The organism is Streptomyces sp. RLA012, assembly GCF_056270325.1.
Genome location: NZ_JBWDPA010000002.1, coordinates 5,095,342 through 5,112,602, shown reverse-complemented (window position 1 = coordinate 5,112,602; position 17,261 = coordinate 5,095,342). Strand labels below are relative to the sequence as shown.

At 71.7% G+C, this 17,261-nt stretch carries 13 protein-coding genes and 1 pseudogene; 7 read left to right on the top strand and 7 right to left on the bottom strand.

Translation table 11 applies throughout. The features are described from left to right. Positions 1–18: 18 nt before the first annotated feature. Positions 19–420 carry an Imm32 family immunity protein gene (locus tag RV986_RS23255; protein WP_475924394.1) on the top strand — a complete coding sequence of 134 codons (402 nt, stop codon included), beginning with the start codon at positions 19–21 and terminating at the stop codon, positions 418–420. Between the two features lie 145 nt (positions 421–565). On the opposite strand, the gene RV986_RS23250 is transcribed toward RV986_RS23255, so the two are convergent. Together RV986_RS23250 and RV986_RS23245 are read right to left on the bottom strand one after the other, a co-directional pair. Continuing rightward, positions 566–2,569: an FtsX-like permease family protein gene (locus tag RV986_RS23250; protein WP_475919242.1), complete on the bottom strand. Its 2,004-nt coding sequence runs from the start codon at positions 2,567–2,569 to the stop codon at positions 566–568. A 56-nt stretch (positions 2,570–2,625) separates the two neighbouring features. Beyond that, positions 2,626–3,360 (bottom strand): ABC transporter ATP-binding protein, encoded by a 735-nt coding sequence (locus RV986_RS23245; RefSeq protein WP_475919241.1) that lies wholly within the window; start codon positions 3,358–3,360, stop codon positions 2,626–2,628. A gap of 119 nt (positions 3,361–3,479) precedes the next feature. Here RV986_RS23245 and RV986_RS23240 point away from each other — a divergent pair, with 119 nt between their 5' ends. Together RV986_RS23240 and RV986_RS23235 are read left to right on the top strand one after the other, a co-directional pair. After that, positions 3,480–4,733, top strand: a complete 1,254-nt coding sequence (locus tag RV986_RS23240; RefSeq protein ID WP_475919240.1) for a sensor histidine kinase — start codon at positions 3,480–3,482, stop codon at positions 4,731–4,733. Further along, the gene (locus RV986_RS23235; RefSeq protein WP_475919239.1) at positions 4,730–5,422 is read left to right on the top strand and encodes a response regulator; all 693 of its coding nucleotides are present in this window, start codon (positions 4,730–4,732) and stop codon (positions 5,420–5,422) included. Before RV986_RS23240 ends, RV986_RS23235 begins: the two co-directional genes overlap by 4 nt. 58 nt (positions 5,423–5,480) lie before the next feature. On the opposite strand, the gene RV986_RS23230 is transcribed toward RV986_RS23235, so the two are convergent. The 3 genes from RV986_RS23230 to RV986_RS23220 form a co-directional block, all read right to left on the bottom strand. Continuing rightward, on the bottom strand, positions 5,481–5,819 hold the full coding sequence (locus RV986_RS23230; protein ID WP_475919238.1) for a DUF4333 domain-containing protein: 339 nt from the start codon (positions 5,817–5,819) through the stop codon (positions 5,481–5,483). A 218-nt stretch (positions 5,820–6,037) separates the two neighbouring features. Next, positions 6,038–6,352, bottom strand: a complete 315-nt coding sequence (locus RV986_RS23225; RefSeq protein ID WP_475919237.1) for an FG-GAP repeat domain-containing protein — start codon at positions 6,350–6,352, stop codon at positions 6,038–6,040. A 306-nt stretch (positions 6,353–6,658) separates the two neighbouring features. After that, a complete protein-coding gene (locus tag RV986_RS23220) occupies positions 6,659–8,122 on the bottom strand; it encodes an MFS transporter (RefSeq protein ID WP_475919236.1) in 1,464 nt (487 codons plus the stop codon). Positions 8,123–8,365: 243 nt separating this feature from the next. Here RV986_RS23220 and RV986_RS23215 point away from each other — a divergent pair, with 243 nt between their 5' ends. The 4 genes and pseudogenes from RV986_RS23215 (at position 8,366) to RV986_RS23200 (ending at position 14,546) form a co-directional block, all read left to right on the top strand. Continuing rightward, complete coding sequence (locus RV986_RS23215) at positions 8,366–8,824, top strand: MarR family winged helix-turn-helix transcriptional regulator (RefSeq protein WP_475919235.1); 459 nt, start codon at positions 8,366–8,368, stop codon at positions 8,822–8,824. 287 nt (positions 8,825–9,111) lie between these two features. Further along, positions 9,112–9,312: pseudogene (locus tag RV986_RS23210) on the top strand (NPP1 family protein); the annotation flags it as partial. A gap of 432 nt (positions 9,313–9,744) precedes the next feature. Then, positions 9,745–10,602 (top strand): glycosyltransferase family 2 protein, encoded by an 858-nt coding sequence (locus RV986_RS23205; RefSeq protein ID WP_475919234.1) that lies wholly within the window; start codon positions 9,745–9,747, stop codon positions 10,600–10,602. A 518-nt stretch (positions 10,603–11,120) separates the two neighbouring features. Beyond that, the gene (locus tag RV986_RS23200) at positions 11,121–14,546 is read left to right on the top strand and encodes an AfsR/SARP family transcriptional regulator (RefSeq protein WP_475919233.1); all 3,426 of its coding nucleotides are present in this window, start codon (positions 11,121–11,123) and stop codon (positions 14,544–14,546) included. A gap of 118 nt (positions 14,547–14,664) precedes the next feature. Here RV986_RS23200 and RV986_RS23195 read toward each other — a convergent pair whose 3' ends face one another. Both RV986_RS23195 and RV986_RS23190 read right to left on the bottom strand, forming a co-directional pair. Beyond that, entirely contained in the window at positions 14,665–16,389 is a 1,725-nt protein-coding gene (locus RV986_RS23195; protein WP_475919232.1) for a bifunctional 3'-5' exonuclease/DNA polymerase, read from the bottom strand. 77 nt (positions 16,390–16,466) lie between these two features. Next, positions 16,467–17,204, bottom strand: coding sequence for a Clp protease N-terminal domain-containing protein (locus tag RV986_RS23190; protein ID WP_475919231.1), 738 nt, complete (start codon positions 17,202–17,204; stop codon positions 16,467–16,469). Positions 17,205–17,261 lie beyond the last annotated feature (57 nt).

Below are 17,261 nucleotides of genomic sequence, written 5' to 3'. Positions count from 1 at the left end.
GCGAAGAGCGGAGGCGTGATGGTGAAGGTCTTGCGCGGTGACTCGACCGGGGAATTGGAGCTGTCCGGAACTCGCTCCGAACTGCTCGCCCTGGGGCGGGAGCTGCGGAGCGGGCAGGGAGAGTTCTCCCTGGAGAAGGTCTCGGATCCGTTCCCGTACAGCAGGTCGTTGTCGCGAATGAGACTTCGACCGGCCGGCGGGAAGATCCTGATCTCGTCGTCCGAAGACAGTGAATCTCTCGATATTCGCGGTGGACCGGAGGCCTTGGCTCTCCTCGCCGACAACATCGAGGGCCTCGCTTCGGAGGCGGATCAGGACGACCATCTTCACGTGGACTACTTTCCGGAACACGAATATCTGGCCGAGGGATCGGGATCGATGGTCGTCGTCATCGACGGAGATCCACCCATGTCGTCGTGACACGGGAGCGGGCGTCGAAGCCGCCGTCGCACGTGATCAGTCGTAGGGCATGAAATACGCGAAGCCCCGCCGGAACCGGCGGGGCTTCTGCGTGGGACGGCCCGTCGGGACTCCGACGCGAGACTCCGACGCGAAGAGGCGCGCCTCAGTCCGGGCGCGGGCCCGCGTCTCTCACCACCTCGCGCAACAGCGGGCGGCTCGCCGCGCTCGCGCCGGCCAGGCCGGCGAAGCCCAGCGCCAGGCAGCCCGCGAGGAGTGTGACGCCGCGGGCGTCCAGGTGCGGGGTACCCCCGGCGAACGTCAGGGGCGCCGCGCAGAACAGCCCGGTGAGTACCGCGCCGCCCGCGAGTACGGCGCCGGGCAGCACCGACTCCGTACGCCGGGCCGCGTCCAGGACCCGCAGCGGGGTGCCCGCCAGGTGCAGCAGGCCGTAGGCGCGGCGGCGGTCCAGGACGGACGAGGCGGCCGTGATGCCCGTCGAGGCGATGGCGATGGCGAAGCTCGCGCCGAGCACGGCAAGCGTCGAGAGGTGGAAGTCGTGGTCGAACTGCCGCGACTGCCAGTCGACGTCCGTGCCGGTGATCGGGTACTGGCCCGGTACGAGGCCGGTGAGCGCGGCGCGCGCCGCGTCCAGCCGGTCCGGGTCCGCGACGGTCGCGGTGACCTGGCGCTCGCCGCCGGCGCCCGAACCGGTGGCCACCCAGTCGGTGTTCGTGCCGACGGTGGCGTCGATGCCCGCGCGCTTCAGGCGGGCGTCGGCCTGCTGCCGTACGGCGGCGACGCGGTCCTTCGGTACGGACAGCGAGAGTTGGTCGGGACTGCTCCAGGGCGAGCCGCCGGCGATACTGAACAGGGCGAAGAAACCGGCCACGAAGCCCGCCAGTGTCAGCCCCGACACCGCACGCCACACGGACTTGGGGTCGTCGAGCAGTCGGCGCCCTGCCAGGAGGGTTGTCGGGCGGCGGGCCAGACCGGTGACGAGGCCGCCGAGCACGCCGACCGCCCAGGGGCCGATGAGGGACAGCGCGGCGAAGACGGCGGCGCAGCAGTACACCACCGCGTCGATGTCCGCCCCCTTGTCCTTGGAGATCTGCCAGTAGCCGATCAGCACGGCGACGAACAGCAGCGCGCGTACGGCGTTGATGCGGGGAGCGCGTGAGCGGCGTACGACTCCGAGCGGGCCCACGACCACCTGCCGCAGCCCCGCCAGCGCGCTGACCGTCACCATCAGCACCACGCCGGCGAGCACGGCGAGCAGCACGGGCGTGCCCACCCACAGGTCGGAGGCGTACCAACTGCCGCCTGCCACGGGGACCTCGGCCGCGAGCGGCAGCAGCGCCGCGTAACCCAGCGCGCCCGCGAGGGCCCCGGCCGTACCGGTCAGCGCCGCCTCGGCCGCCGCCATCCCCGCGATCCGCCCCGGCGCGGCGCCCAGCAGCCGCAGCATGGCCAGCCGCGAGTCGCGGCGCGAGACGGACAGCCGGGCGGAAGAGGCGCCGAGCACCAGCAGCGGCACGATCACCAGCAGCGTGGCGAGCTTCGTCAGGTCCTGGTATTGGGAGGCGATGCCGTCCGCCGTGCGCGTTCCCGTGAAATCGGCGATGGGCGTGGGGGTCACGATGTCGCCCGGGCGGCGCGGGTCGGTGCCGCGCTTCGTCGTCATCGCCGGGTCGTCGGCGCGGTACCCGACGACTGCCACTTTCTCGCCGGGCCTTGCCAGTGCGGCGCGGCCGAGCGTGCCCGTGGTGGTGGCCGTGCCCGGCAACGTGCCGAGCGCCGGCGAGGTCCACACCTCACCAGGCTCGGGGAAGCGCGGCATGCCGGGCGGCGCGGGCGCCTCGCCCCGCTTGCCCGGCAGCGCGGCGACATCGACGACGGTCACGGGCTCACCGTCGACGAAGGTGGTGCCCACCGCCTGTACGGCCACCGCGTGCGAGAGCTCGGCCCGGGCGGGAGTGCGCCAGTCGGTGCGCACGGCGCGTTCACCGAAACCGAGGTTGGCACCGACGCACAGGAACAGCAGCGCGGTGCAGAGCGCCGAGGCGGCGACGGAGAGTCCCACGCCGAGCTTGCCGTGCCGACCGCCGCCCCGCAGCAGCCGCCAGGCCAGGGTCCAGGTCGTACGGTCCAGAGTCCTCTTCGTGCTCATCGTGATCGTGCTCATCGTGCTCGGCGTCGGCAGCGTCCTCGGCGTCCTCGGCGTCGTCATCGCACGACTCCGATACCGATACCGGCGCCGACGGAGGCGGACCTGCCCGACTCCCGTACGATCCGTCCGTCCCGCACCTGCACCGTACGGTCGCACCAGTGGGCGACCGACTGGTCGTGGGTGACCACGACCAGCGCGGCGTTCTGCGCCTTGGTGACCTCCACCAGCATCCGGATCACCTCCTGCCCCGTCGTCTGGTCGAGGGCGCCCGTCGGCTCGTCGGCGAAGACCACCTGCGCGCCCGCGACCAGCGCCCGCGCGATCGCCACCCGCTGTGCCTGCCCGCCGGACAGTTCGCCGGGGCGGCTGTCCTCCTTGCCCTCCAGGCCCAGCGGCACGAACCACTCGCGTGCGTGCCGCTCCGCCTCGCGGCGAGTCGTACCGCCGAGCATCAGCGGGAGCGCCACGTTCTCCACCGCCGGCAGTTCGGGCAGCAACTGCCCGAACTGGAAGACAAAACCGAAGCGGGTACGGCGCAGCTCACTGCGGTGCGGCTCACGCAACTGGTCTATGCGCTCACCGGCCAGCAGCACGTGGCCGCTGTCCGGGCGCTCGATGTTCGCGAGGCAGTGCAGCAGCGTCGACTTGCCCGACCCCGAGGGACCCATCACGGCCACGGACTCGCCCGCATGCACGGCGATGTCCACCGCGTCGAGCGCGCGGGTGGATCCGAAGGACTTGGACAGCCCGATGCCGTTCAGCACGGGCGGCGGAGAGGAGGTGGGGTTCATGTCCTCCAACATGGGCCCCGGGCAGGTCCCTTCGCCTCGGCCGACCGACCGGTTCGGCACGGCCGCGTCGTCCTTTCGGCCGAGGCCGCACGACGGGAGCCGCCCCTACGCTGCCAGTTGTGCGAGACCGAGATGATCAGACTCCCCTTTCCCGGCTGTCCCGCCGCACCGCCCTCACCGCGCTGGCGGTGGTCATGGCGCTGCTGTGGGTGCTCGACACGGCCAGTATCGAGGCCACCTCCGGACTCGAAGGGAACAGCGTGTGGTGGAGGGCGGCCCCGGGCCTCGTGGCCGCCCTCGCGCTGCTGCTGCCGGGCAGACCCTCCGCGGTGACCTGGGGCGCGGGTGCCGCGGTGCTCGCCTCCTGGACGATCACGTCGGCCCTCCTCACCTCCGTGACGCCGACGTACGCCGGCTGGGGTCTGCTGGAGACGCTGTGCCTGCTGCTCCTGCTGGTACGCACGGCGAAGGACATACCGCAGCCTTGGCTGGCCGCCACGCTGGGCACCGCGCTCGGCGTCGCCGTGATCGCGGCACCGATGCGGCTGGACGAGAGCGGCAACGTCGTCTTCTCCTTCCTCCTGACCTTCCCCACGGGCGGCGCCGTCGGCCTCGGCTGCTATCTGCGCAGCCTCGACGACCGCAGAAGGCGCGCCGTCGCCGACACCCGGCAGAGCGAGCGCCTCGAACTCGCCCGCGAACTGCACGACTTCGTCGCCCACCACGTCACGGGCATCGTCGTCCAGGCCCAGGCCGCCCGCGCGATCCGGGAGAGCGCGCCCGAGCAGGTGGACCCGCTGCTGCGCCACATCGAGCAGGCCGGGGCCGAGACCCTGCAGTCGATGCGCAAGCTGGTCCGCGTGCTGCGCGAGGACGACGCACGGACGGTGCGGCCGGGGGAGCTCTTCGCCGAACTGGGCGAACTGGTCGCCGCGTTCTCCGAACGCGACGCCCCCGCCACCCTCCTGGTCGCGGCCGAGGCCCGGCAGGCGCGGCCCGACCCCGAGGTGGAGACCTCCGTGCGGAACGTCGTGCGTGAGGGGCTGACGAACGTACGCCGCCACGCGTCGGGATCACCGTCCGTCTCCGTGCGGGTCGGCCTGTCGGGCGGTGGCGAGGGCGAGGGCGGTGGCGAGGGCGGTGGAGCGGATGCCCGGCGGCTTCGGGTGGAGGTGCACAACGCGCCCTCGCCGCGGCAGACGGCGCCGAACGCCGAACCTCTCGGCGGGCGTGGCGGCCTCGGCCTCGTCGGGCTGACCGAACGTACCGAGGCCGTCGGTGGCACGCTGCACGCGAGCCGGGCCGAGGACGGAGGGTGGCGGCTGACGGCGGAGTTCCCGCTGCGCGGCGCTGTGACAGGATCTCCCGCATGACCGACGCCGGCGGGGCCAGTGGTTCAGCGAGACGTATCCGGGTCCTGATCGCCGACGATCAGGAAATGGTACGCATGGGCTTCCGGTTGATTCTCCAACTGCAGCCCGACATCGAGGTCGTGGGCGAGGCGGCCGACGGCGCGGAGTGCGTGGAGCTGGCCAGGAAGCTGCGTCCCGACGTGTGTCTCGTCGACATCCGGATGCCGAAACTCGACGGTCTTGAGGTGACCCGGCTGCTCGCGGGCCCGAAGGCCGTCGACCCGCTGCGCGTGGTGGTCGTGACCACCTTCGACCAGGACGACTACGTCTACGGGGCGCTGCACGGCGGTGCCTGCGGGTTCCTGCTGAAGGACGCGGGCCCCGGGCTGCTGGTGGAGGCCGTACGCGCGGCGTCGCGCGGCGACGCGCTGGTCTCACCCGCCGTGACCGTACGGCTGCTGGAGCGGATCGGCGAGCAGCGGCCCGCCGCGCGGGCCGAGGTGTCCTCCAGCCCGCTGACAGGACGGGAACTGGATGTGGTCCGGCTGGTCGCCGACGGGCGGACCAACCAGGAGATCTGCGACGAGCTTTTCGTCTCGCTCTCCACCGTCAAGACCCATATGGCGAGCATTCAGGCCAAGTTGAAGCTGCGGAACCGTGTGGAGATCGCCGCCTGGGCATGGCGCTGCGGCGTGGTCGGCGACCGCTGATCCGGTCCCCGCACCACGCCGCTTCTCGGTCTCCCACTTGTTGTGCCTCGGCCTTGTCCTACTTCGACAGGCCGTAGTCGAAGCTCACCCTGTCGCCCTTCACTCCGGTCACGGAGATCAGCATCTTCTTGTTCTCGCCCTTGAAGACAGCGGTGCACTCCACGGTGTCGTCCATCTTCGCGCGCAGCCCCCGCGGGCAGCTCACGGACTGCGGCCCGTCCTGGACGAAGGGGATGGCGTAGTTCTCCTTGGCCTGCTTCTCGACCTCGGTGCGCGGCACCGTGTGATCCGCTCCGCTCGCGGTGGCGACCGACGAGTTGTCCAGCACGCTCCATGCCACCACGACGCCTGCCGCCAGTACTGCGGCCACGGTCAGGGCGATGACGATGCGCTTCATGCGGTGCTCCTCGGTTCGCGTTGCGGCCGGTCCCCACCGGCTGCTCTTCTCAGAGCCTCCTCCTGCGCCCGCCCCCGCCGCCTCGGCACAACGGCCGGTTGCGGGCCCCGGCCTCGGCCGAAAGGACGAGGGCCGTTCGCCGTCCGAAGGGTCCCCGGTCGGACGGGACCCATGGCCGCCGTCCCGCGCCGGCGCGAGCGCCGCGGGCCGAGCCGTCGTCAGAACAGGCCCTTGTACGCCTGCCACCCCGTGGCGATCTTCGTACGGGGTCCGAACGAGCCCTTGCCGTTGCCGGTGTTGCACCACATGATGCCGGAGGTGTCGCGGGAGACGAGGTCCGCCTTGCCGTCGCCGGTGATGTCGCCGACGCCCACGATCTTCTTGTAGCCGGACCAGTTCGTCGCGATGCGCACCCGCGCCGACAGCTTGCCGGTGCTCGTCCCCTTGTAGAGGAACACCTCGCCCGTGGACGTCCTGCGCGTGATCAGGTCCGGGCGGCCGTCGCCCGTGATGTCCCCCAGTGAGGTCAGCACCTCGTACGGCCTTGTACTGGTTCCAGCCGGTACCCAGCGAGGTGTGCGGGGTGGAGGGGGTGAAGGTCTGCCCGCGCAGGGTGCGGTACACCCGCAGTTCGCCGCTGCCGAAGCGGACGAGGACGTCGTTCTGACGGTCACCGTTCAGGTCGCCGAAGGGGACCACGAGGCTGACAGCAACCCCATGCCCGTCGGAGCATCGGAGATCACTTCCTCGTAACTGTGATGGGCATGCAGAGGGGGGCAGCCGGGTTGTCCCGGCTGCCCCCCTCGTGGGGTGCTCGTGCAGGGGTCGGGCGGGGCCGGTCAGGCCTTTGCCTCGACCGCCTCGGGGGCCGCTTCCGGAGTCGTTTCGGGCTGTGGCTGGGCCGCCACCGGGCGGACCGGAATGAGGAAGGCGACGATCGCGGCCGCGACGCCGACGCCGGAGCCGATCAGCATGGCGACGCGGAAGCCGCTTTCGGACGGCAGGGAGACCGGGCCGAACTTCGTGGTCATCTGGGCCAGGACCACGGCCATCACGGCGGCCGAGACGGAGCTGCCGATCGAGCGCATCAGCGTGTTGAAGCTGTTGGCGGAGGCGGTCTCCGACTGGGGCACCGCGCCCATGATGAGGGCGGGCATCGCACCGTAGGCGAAACCGACGCCCGTGCTGCAGACGATGGTCACGGCGAGCAGGCCCAAGGCGGAGCCGTTTCCGATGAGCGGCAGGGAGATGCCGTAGCCGAGGGCGATGACCAGGGCGCCGACGGTCAGGGTGATCCGGGGTCCCTTGGCGGCGGAGAGCTTGGCACCGATCGGGGAGATGATCATCATCATCAGGCCGGCCGGGGCCATCCACAGGCCCATGGCCAGCATCGACTCGCCGAGGCCGTAGCCGGTCTCCTTGGGCAGCTGCAGCAGCTGGGGGATCACGAGGGACTGGGAGTACATCGCGAAGCCGACCAGGATCGAGGCGGCGTTCGTCATCAGCACCTGCGGGCGGCCGGTCACCCGCAGATCGACCAGCGGCTCGGCGCTGCGCAGCTCCCACCAGCCCCAGGCCAGCAGCAGGATGATCGACGCGGCGAGCAGGCCGAGCGTGGTCGCGCTGCCCCAGCCCCAGTCCGCGCCCTTGGAGACACCCAGGAGCAGGCAGACCAGGGCGATGCCCAGGCCGATCGCACCCAGCAGGTCGAAACTGCCCGAGGCGGTGTTCTCGCGGCCCGCGGGCACGAAGAACCAGATCAGCGTGGCGACCGCGAGGGCCAGCGCGGCGACGACCCAGAACAGCACACGCCAGCTGGCGTTCTCGGCGATCGCCGCGGAGAACGGCAGGCCGAGCGCGCCGCCCACACCCATGGACGCGCTCATCAGGGCGATGGACGAGCCGAGCTTCTCCGCCGGTACGACATCGCGCAGCAGGCTGATGCCGAGGGGCACCACGCCCATGCCGAGGCCCTGCAGACCACGTCCGGCGATCATCGGGACGATCGAGGAGGACAGGGCGCAGACCACGGAGCCCAGGACGAGCGGGACCAGCGAGGCCAGAAGCATGCGCTTCTTGCCGTACATGTCACCGAGGCGGCCGGACACGGGGGTGATCACCGCCGCGGCGAGCAGTGTGGCGGTGATCACCCAGGAGGCGTTCGAGGCGGTGGTGTCGAACAGGGTGGGAAGTTCCCCGATCAGTGGCACCACCAGGGTCTGGGTGATCGCGGCCACGATGCCGCCAAAGGCGAGGATGCCGACAACACCGCCGGAGCGGGCTGCGGGCTGGGAACTGTCCACGAGTTACTCCCTGTTGCTCTTCCGGGCTTGTTGCTGTTCTGCGCGTCCGGCGCTGTGCGCGTTCGCGTTTCACGCGTCCGGATCCCTTGCGTTTCCGGAGCATGGCGGGATGGCAGGCGAGATGCAGGATGCACGGAATATGCATCGTGCACGCCTAGTGCATCATACACATCGCGGTGGTATACCTGGCGGGAGGTAGCTTTCTGGTAAGGGAAGCGAGCCAGGAGCCGAAGGATGCCTCGCGTGGACAAGCCACTTGACCTGCTGGAATTCGAGACCATGCTGCTCACGCGCTATATGCACATGATCAACCCGCGCGGGCGCGGGGTGAGCGAGGAGCGGTTGGATCGCAGTGCGTACGTCCTGCTCAGCCGCATTCAGGCGGAGGGCCCGATGTCCATCGGGGAGCTGAGAGAGGCCTTCGGCCTGGACGCGTCCACCCTCAACCGGCAGACCGCCGCGATGCTGCGGGCCGGGGTCGTCGAGCGGATGCCCGACCCCCAGGGGGGCATCGCCCGCAAGTTCGCCATCACCGCGGAGGGCGAGCGGCGCCTGGACGCCCATCGCACCGAGAACCTCGACGGCCTGGAGAAGGTCGTGATCGACTGGTCGCCCGAGGACGTGGCCGAGTTCGCCGCCTATCTCAGCCGCTTCAACCGCGACATCGAGCGCCTCGACGGACGCCCCTGGCCACGCGATTGACCCCCGGGGGCCGCAGGCCCCCGCGCCTACCCCGGCCCACCATCACTCCGGGTCTCGCACCGGCCCACCATCACTCCGGGTCTCGCACCGACTCACCTTCACTTCGGGTTCACTTCGGGGCTCATATCGGACTGCCGGGGTCTCGCGCCTGACTTCCTGGGGTCTGCGCCTGACGGCCCGGGGTCCATGGCGGACCACTTGGGGGCCTGCCCTGGAGCGCACGGTGACCGGGGCATGCCAATGAAACCGCTTGCCCCACCCCCCTCGCGGTCCCCCAGGAGGACGCAGTGCAGAAGAGCTCGCGCGTACGCAGGGCCTCGCTCATCCTCGCCAGCGCCGTCGCGCTGGTCGTGGCCTTCCCAGGCAGCGCACTCGCCGCCCCGCCCAAGGCCCTGCCCGCCAACGCGGACGACTTGGAGAAGACCTGGCAGCCTGCGTACGACTACGACACGGACGGCTGCTACACCTCGTACCGACTCCCCGACGGAGTCACCTACCTCGCGGAACTGGAGCTCGCGGACGGGATCGAGAATCCGCTTCCCGCGATCCAGGAGTTCCGTGAGTTCCAGGCGGGACTGAAGGGCTGGCCGGCCGCACCGCCGTCCGCCGAGCACTTCGAGGTGCGGGGCGCGTACGCCCCTTGAGGCCGCGTGGGTGTGCGCCCGGTGAGAGACGGCGAGAGTCCGGGCGCGCACCGAACGCCCTGCGTGAGCTCTTCCTGCCGCTCGGCGTGGTCGATGTGAAGGTGGCCGCGCTGAGGGAGGCCGCGTACGCCCCCAGAAAATGTGTATGGAGTAAGGAAAAGCAGCGTACCTGAGGGGGCCTCACGGTGAACGGTTAGCATCGCGGGCAGAGCTGTCGGCCTGGGATGGAGTGGTGTCGTGTCGGAGGGGCCTCGAATCGCCGTTGCCGTCGTGACCATGGGGAACCGGCCCACCGAGGTCGACGCGCTGCTCACCTCGGTGGCCGAACAGGATGTCGCGCCCGCGCGGATCGTGATCGTCGGGAACGGCAGTCCGCTGCCGGAGTTCGCCGATCGGCTGGAGCTGCCCGGGGACGTCACCACCATCGAGGTGGACGACAACCTCGGCTGCCCGGGCGGGCGGAATGTGGGCCTGGCCCGGCTCAGGGAATTCGGGGACGTGGACGTCGTCGTCGAACTCGACGACGACGGGCTGCTGGTGGACGACGATGTGCTGCGCAAGGTACGGGACTTGTACGCCGCCGACCCGCGGCTCGGCATCGTCGGCTTCCGCATCGCCGACGAGAACGGGGAGACCCAGCGCCGGCATGTACCGCGGGTCGGGGCCAAGGACCCGATGCGGGGCGGCCCGGTGACCGGGTTCCTCGGCGGCGGACACGCGCTGTCGATGCCCATGCTCGCCCAGATCGGGGACTGGCCCGCCGAGTTCTTCTTCGCGCACGAGGAGACGGACATGGCCTGGCGGGCCATCGACGCCGGGTGGACGGTGCTGTACGAGCCCGACCTGCTGCTCCAGCACCCGAAGACCTCGCCCGCCCGGCACGCCATCTACTACCGGGTCACCGCCCGCAACCGGGTCTGGCTCACCCGCCGTCGGCTGCCCCTCCTGCTCATCCCCGTGCACCTGGGAATCTGGGTGCTGCTCACGCTCGTACGGACGCGATCGCTCGGCGGACTGCGGGCCTGGTTCGGCGGCTTCGTGGAAGGGCTGCGGGAGTCGAGCGGGGAGCGGCGGCCGATGCGGTGGCGGACGGTGTGGCGGCTCACGCGACTGGGACGACCGCCCGTCATCTGACTGCCGTCCGGCTCTCGTCCGGCCGCCGTCCGGTCGTATGAACCCGCGGGCGGACGAAGGCCCCGGTCGTTCACCTCTGACGACCGGGGCCTTCTCTGTCCCCGGATCCGGCCACGGCGGCGACACTCCCCCGAGTTACGCGTTGTACGCGCGCACCGTCGGGCCAGATCCGATGAAGTGATCTCATCAGGCCGCGCCAACGGATCGCTAACATGGCGCCAACGGGTTTCCATCCGGAAACCCGGAAATCGGAAGTCGGTCGGCGTGAAGTTGTCGCAAGAGGGCGCGAAGCCGCCACGGATGCGGCGACAAACGGTCCGGGTCGGCTAGGGCCGGTCTGGGTCGGCTAGGGCCGGTCTGGGTCGGCTAGGGCCGGTCTGGGTCGGCTAGATCCGGTCTGGGTCGGCTAGAACCGGTCCGATCCGGTCCGGCCGCGGCCAACCGGGGCTGCCCGGGACTGGTTCGGGCCGGCCTGCACGGTCGTACGGGAAGCGCACGGGAAGGCAGTGGGACGGGCTATGCGGTACGGGCTGCGGTTCGGGCTGCTGGGTCCGCCGGTCTTGTACGACGCCGGTGGCGAGGTCCGTTCGATCGGCAGTGCGAAGCTGCGCGCCCTGCTGGTCGCGTTGCTCCTGGAGCCGGGGCGGGTCGTCTCGGTCGACGTCCTCAAGGACGCGCTGTGGGGCGGGGCGCCGCCCGCGTCCGCGCAGGCCTCGCTGCAGAACCACGTCACCCGGCTGCGACGCCTCCTCGACGATCCGGAGCGGCTGCGGGCTGTGTCACCGGGGTATCTCCTGCGGGTCGGCGAGGGCGAGTTGGACGTCCGCGTCTTCGATTCCCACGTCACGGCCGCACGCGCCGCGCAGGCCGGACACGACTGGGAACGGGCACTGCGCGAGGCCCTGGCGGCGCTCGCGCTCTGGCGCGGCGCACCGCTCGGCGGGGTCCCGGCCGAGTTCGGCGGACACGCGCTCGTCCAGCGGCTGGAGGAGGCGCGCCTGCTCGTACTGGAGTGGCGGTACGAGGCGGAGTTGCGGCTCGTGGGTGCGAGTGCGAGTGCGAGTGCGGGTGCGGGTGCGGGTGCGGGTGCCGGGCATGTCGGTGCCACCGTCGACGCAAAAGCAACGGGAGCCACCGGTGGCGCAGGTGATCCCGCTGATCCCGCTGATCCCGCTGATCCCGCTGATCCCGCTGATCCCGCTGATCCCGCTGATCCGGCTGATCCCGCTGACGCCGGTGCGGCCGTAGCCGCCCGTACTCCCGCCGCAGTCCCCGGCGACACCGGCCCCGCCCGACTCGCCGCCCTCGCGCCCGAACTGGCCGCCCTCGTCGCCGAGTACCCGCTGCGGGAGGCCTTCCACCGGCTGCTGATGCTCGTACTGCACCGCACCGGACGCCAGGCCGAGGCCCTGGCCGTCCACCGCGATCTGCGCACCCGCCTGATCGAGGAACTCGGCGTCGAACCGGGCTCCGCGGTGCGCGAGGCGCATCTGGAGATCCTGCGGGAGCGGGCCTGGGAGCGTGGGCGGGACCGGGAAGCCGACGAGGCCGACCGCGACCGTGGACACGACCACCGCGACCGCGACCGTGACGGCGGTCACGACCACGACCGTGACGACCGCGACCGCGACGAGCGCACCGATCATTCGAATCATTCGAAGGCGACCGTTGCGGCGCGGTCGGCTCCGCCCCGACCCGCCCAACTCCCGCCCCCGCCCGCACACTTCACCGGCCGTGGCGACGTACGCGAGGAACTCGGACTGGCCCTGGACACGGACCGGCGCCCCGGGCCCCCGGCTCCGGCCGTGGCCGTCATCAGCGGGATGGCCGGAGTCGGCAAGAGCGCGCTGGCACTGCATGTGGCACATGGGCTGAGAGAACGTTTTACTGACGGCCAGTTGTACGTCAACCTGCACGGGGCCACGCCCGGGATGACCCCCCTCACGTCCGGCCAGGCGCTCGCCGCGCTGCTGCGCGACCTCGGCGCCGAGCCGCGCCGGATCCCCGAACACCAGGACGCGGCCGCCGCGTTGCTCCGGTCGATGCTCGCGCCGACACGCACGCTGATGGTGCTGGACGACGCCGCGCACGCCGGACAGGTACGGCCGCTGCTGCCCGCGGGCGCGGGGTGCGCGGTGATCGTGACGAGCCGTTCGCCGCTCACCGCGCTGGACGGCGCCCGCCGCTTCCCGCTCGCGCCGCTGTCGGACGAGGACAGCGCGGCGCTGCTGCGCGCGGTCTCCGGACGGGTGGACGGGCTCGACGGCGGGCACCCGCTCGTCGAACTCACCGGCCGGCTCCCGCTCGCCCTCCGTGTCGTCGCGGCCCGCCTCGCCGCGCGCCGTGCGCTCACGCCGGACGCGCTGGCCGGTCAACTGACCGCCACGGAAGGGCGGTTGCACCACCTGGAGTACGACGATCTGAGCGTCCGCAGGTCCCTGGCCGTCGCGCACGACGCGCTGAGCGCCTCGGAGCGCGAGGCCGACCGGGACGCGGCGCTCGTCCTGCGCAGCGTCGGCGCGCTCGACCTCCCCGTGTACGGGGCGCCTCTCCTCGCCCGCCTCTCCGGCGTCCCCGAATTCCGCGCCGAGGCGGCCCTCGACCGCCTCGTGGACGTCGCGCTCCTGGAGGAGACGGCGTACGGCCGCTACGCACCCCACGACCTCGTCCGCGACTTCGCGAGGGAGATCGCGGGAGCGACGGCACCGATGGAGGCAGGACCGGAGCCGGGGCCGGAAACACCGGGAGAGCCCCTAGCGCCCCTGGCGCCCCTAGCGCCCCTAGAGCCGGGAGAACGAGAGGAGCCGGGAGAGACGGGTGTCCGGGTGGCCGAGCGCGCCCTGCGCTGGTACGCCGGTGTCGCCGCGCGCTTGCTCCAGGCGATCGTCGAGGCGGGGCTCGACCGTGAGGACCGCAGCCGGCCGACCGCCACCCAGCCGGCCGCGCACGCGGTGGACGCCGCGGCCACGGCGCCGTTCTGCTCCGCCAAGGACGCCTTCGCCTGGGGCGATCTGGAACTGGAGAACGTGGTGGCGCTGGTGGAGCGGTACGCGGACACATCGGCGTACGTTCCCGTGCTGGTGCGGCTGCTCAACCCCTACCTCCAGCGCAGCGGCCGCGTCGCGGAGTCGGAGGTGCTCCTGCGGGCCGCGCTGGGTGCGGCGCGCCGGCTCGGGGACGAGGCCGCGCAGGCGTATGCGCTCGGGGACCTCGCGGGGCTGCACTTCATGACGGGCCGCGCGAGCGAGGCGCTCACGCTGAACGACGAGGCGCTGGCGATCTGGCGGCGGCTCGGGGTGCTGTCGTGGATACGGCGCGGCCTGAACAACCGCGGCATGCTCCTCGAAGGTCTCGGCCGATACGCCGAGTCCAGCGAGGCACTGCTGCAGAGCCTCGAACTCTCCCGGGAGCTGGGCGACCCGCACACCGAGGCCATCACCTACAGCCACCTGGGCAATCTGTACGAGCACACGGACGCCAGGGCCGCCATCGACCACCACCAGCGCAGCCTCGCGATCGGCGAGACGATGGACGACGTGATCATCCGGCACTCCGCGCACTGCAACATCGGCTACGCCCACCTCACCCTCGGTGAACCGTCCGCCGCCGTACCGCACTTCGAGGAGAGCCTGCGCATCCTGGGCGGTCACGGCGACTGGCACGGGGAGTCGCAGACGCGGCTCGGGCTGGTGCGTGCGCTGCGCGGGGTGGGGCACACGGAGCGGGCGGCGCGCGAGTGCGATCTGCTGCTGTGCCGTGCCGATGAGCGCGCCGACCGCTACTCCGGCGGGCTCGCCCGGCACCAGCTCGGGCTGCTGCTGCGCACGCAGGGAGATGTCGAGGGGGCGTACGAACTGTGGCGGTCGGCGCTCAAAGCGCTGGACGGGACGGACACACGGGTGGTGGAGGAGCTGAAGGAACTCCTCCGGCCTTCACCGACGTGATCCGATCCGACGTGATCCGATCCGATCCGATGCGATGCGATCCGCGTAGTCCGATGCGATCCGACGTGATCCGCGTAGTCCGATCCGATCCGGTGTGATCGGACGTGATCCGGTGTGATCACTTCGCGTCCGCGTAACACTCCACCACCGCCGTGGTGAACGGGAAGCGGACCGGGGTCGCGCCGAACGTCAGCCGTCCCGCCAGCTCCGAGGCCTCCCGGATCGCCGCCACGACCGCGTCCGTCTCCTCGGCCGGGCAGTGCACGATCACCTCGTCGTGCTGGAAGAAGACCAACTCGGCGGCGAGCTCCGCGCAGGTGCGGCGGAGGGCGGCGAGCAGCAGCAGCGCCCAGTCGGCGGCGCTGCCCTGGACGACGAAGTTGCGTGCGAAGCGGCCGCGGGCGCGGGAGTTGGCGGAGGCGTAGCCGGGGACCCAGCCTTCCTCCCCGAGGGCCCGGGTGCCCGTGCCCGTGGCCGGGTCGGTGGTCTCGGTGGTCTCGTCCTGCGGGATGCCGGCCTCCTCCGAGGCCGCGTCGCTCGCGCCGGCCGCCGGCGGGCTGGTCCGACCCAGCCAGGTCCGTACGAGCCGGCCCTCCTCGCCGGCCCGCGCCGCGTCGTCCACGTACGCGACGGCCCTGGGGAAGCGTCTGCGCAGCGCGGCCAGGTTCTTCAGGCCGTCGCCGGACGTCTGCCCGTACACCGCGCCGAGCACGGCGAGTTTGGCCTGGCCCCGGTCGCCCGCGAACGCGCGGTCCGACACCGACTGGTAGAGATCGCTCTCCCGGCCCGCGACCTCCATCAGGCCGGGGTCGCGGGAGATCGCGGCCAGCACCCGCGGCTCCATCTGGTCGGCGTCGGCCACGACGAGCCGCCAGCCGGGATCCGCGACGACGGCACGCCGGATGACCTTGGGGATCTGCAGCGCGCCCCCGCCGTTGGTCACCCACCGTCCGGTGACCGTCCCGCCCGGCAGGTACTCGGGCCGGAACCGCCCGTCGCGCACCCAGTCCTGCAGCCAGGACCAGCCGTGCGCCACCCAGATCCGGTACAGCTTCTTGTAGGCGAGCAGCGGCTTCACGGCCGGGTGGTCGACGGTCTCGATCTCCCATCTGCGCGTGGACCTGACCTTGATCCCGGCCTGTGCGAAGGCCTTGGTGACATCGGCGGCAAGGTCGGGGCGGACGCGTCTGCCGAAGGCCGCCGACACCTCGTCCGTGAGCTCGGCGAGACGTCTGGGTTCGCCACCGCCCGTGTACCGCTCGCCGAGCAGCTCGTGCAGCACCTCGCGGTGGACGTCCGCGCGCCACGGCAGCCCGGTGCGGTTCATCTCGGCCGCCACCAGCATGCCCGCCGACTCGGCCGTCGTCAGCAGGTGCATACGCTCCGGGTGCGCGGTGGCGTCATGGCGGCGCCGCTGATCGGCGTACACCGCGAGGAGATCCTCCAGCGGCACGCGGACCGGGCGCGGCTCGAAGAGGGAGGACTGCGATCCGGGCTCGGCGGAGCGCTGCGGGGGATCCGGCGGTACGGGGCCGCCGCGCAGCCGGGCCAGCGCGGCGGCCGCCGAGCGGGGCTCGCCGAGCCTGCCCTCGTGGCCGAGCAGCAGTGTCTCGGCGGCCTCGATGTCGTAACACCGCTCCACTCGCACCCCCGCGGCGAGCAGACGCGGATATACGTCGGCCGTGGACCGCCAGACCCACCGCACCACGTCGGGCCGCCCCCGCACGGCCTCGACCAGATCCGCCTCCCTGCGCACCGGCCCCGCGGGCAGCCCGTCGGGGCCGAGGGGGGCGACCTCCGCACCACCGTCCTCGGCCGGCCCGAGAGCCCACCGGTCGCTCATGAATCCGAGTCTCGCAGGCAGGTCTGACAATGACCGTCAGCCGCCCGACGCGCTGGGCTCGGGTCTCTACTTGATCGTCACTGACCGTCCGGTTCCCGCACCCCCGCGATGCCCTCCAGCAGGCGCGCGAGCTGCGCCTCGGTCGCCGCCTTGTCGATGCCGACCCCGCTCAGGACGCCCTCGCCGTTCTCGTGTTCCAGGAGGGCCAGGAGGATGTGCTCGGTGCCGATGTAGTTGTGGCCGAGGCGGAGGGCCTCGCGGAAGGTGAGTTCCAGGGTCTTCTTGGCGGCGGGGCCGTACGGGATGAGCTCCGGGACCTCGGCGGCCGCCGGCGGGAGCGCCGCGGTCGCGGCCTCGCGGACGGCCTCCAGGGTCACCCCCTGTGCGGTGATCAACTGTGCGGCGAGCCCGTCGGGCTCGGTGAGGAGGCCGAGGACGAGGTGCTCGGGGAGCCCCTCGGTGTTGCCCGCGGCCTTCGCCTCGTTGTGCGCGACCATGACCACCTTCCGGGCCCGGGGTGTGTAACGCCCGAAGCCCTGGTTGGGGTCGAGGTCCGACTCGGCCTTGGGGACGAAGCGCTTCTGCGCCGCCTGCCGGGTGACCCCCATGCTCCTGCCGATGTCCGTCCAGGACGCGCCCGAACGCCGGGCCTGGTCCACGAAGTGGCCGATCAGATGGTCGGCCACGTCGCCGAGGTGGTCCGCGGCGATCACCGCGTCCTGGAGCTGGTCGAGCGCGTCGGTGTGGACCTTCTTGATGGCCTCGATGAGGTCGTCGAGACGTACGGATGGCGTACCGAGTGGGTTCGTCGTCATGCGTCAACCGTAGGTTGACAGTCTCCGAACGTCAACCCGAAGTTGACGCTCGCGCCG

Bases quoted from the DNA above. Each gene is read 5' to 3' on its own strand.
- RV986_RS23235 (WP_475919239.1), top strand. From the start codon at position 4,730: ATGACCGACGCCGGCGGGGCCAGTGGTTCAGCGAGACGTATCCGGGTC.
- RV986_RS23230 (WP_475919238.1), bottom strand. From the start codon at position 5,819: ATGAAGCGCATCGTCATCGCCCTGACCGTGGCCGCAGTACTGGCGGCA.
- RV986_RS23205 (WP_475919234.1), top strand. From the start codon at position 9,745: ATGGGGAACCGGCCCACCGAGGTCGACGCGCTGCTCACCTCGGTGGCC.
- RV986_RS23255 (WP_475924394.1), top strand. From the start codon at position 19: ATGGTGAAGGTCTTGCGCGGTGACTCGACCGGGGAATTGGAGCTGTCC.
- RV986_RS23250 (WP_475919242.1), bottom strand. From the start codon at position 2,569: ATGAGCACGAAGAGGACTCTGGACCGTACGACCTGGACCCTGGCCTGG.
- RV986_RS23245 (WP_475919241.1), bottom strand. From the start codon at position 3,360: ATGAACCCCACCTCCTCTCCGCCGCCCGTGCTGAACGGCATCGGGCTG.
- RV986_RS23200 (WP_475919233.1), top strand. From the start codon at position 11,121: ATGCGGTACGGGCTGCGGTTCGGGCTGCTGGGTCCGCCGGTCTTGTAC.
- RV986_RS23195 (WP_475919232.1), bottom strand. From the start codon at position 16,389: ATGAGCGACCGGTGGGCTCTCGGGCCGGCCGAGGACGGTGGTGCGGAG.
- RV986_RS23190 (WP_475919231.1), bottom strand. From the start codon at position 17,204: ATGACGACGAACCCACTCGGTACGCCATCCGTACGTCTCGACGACCTC.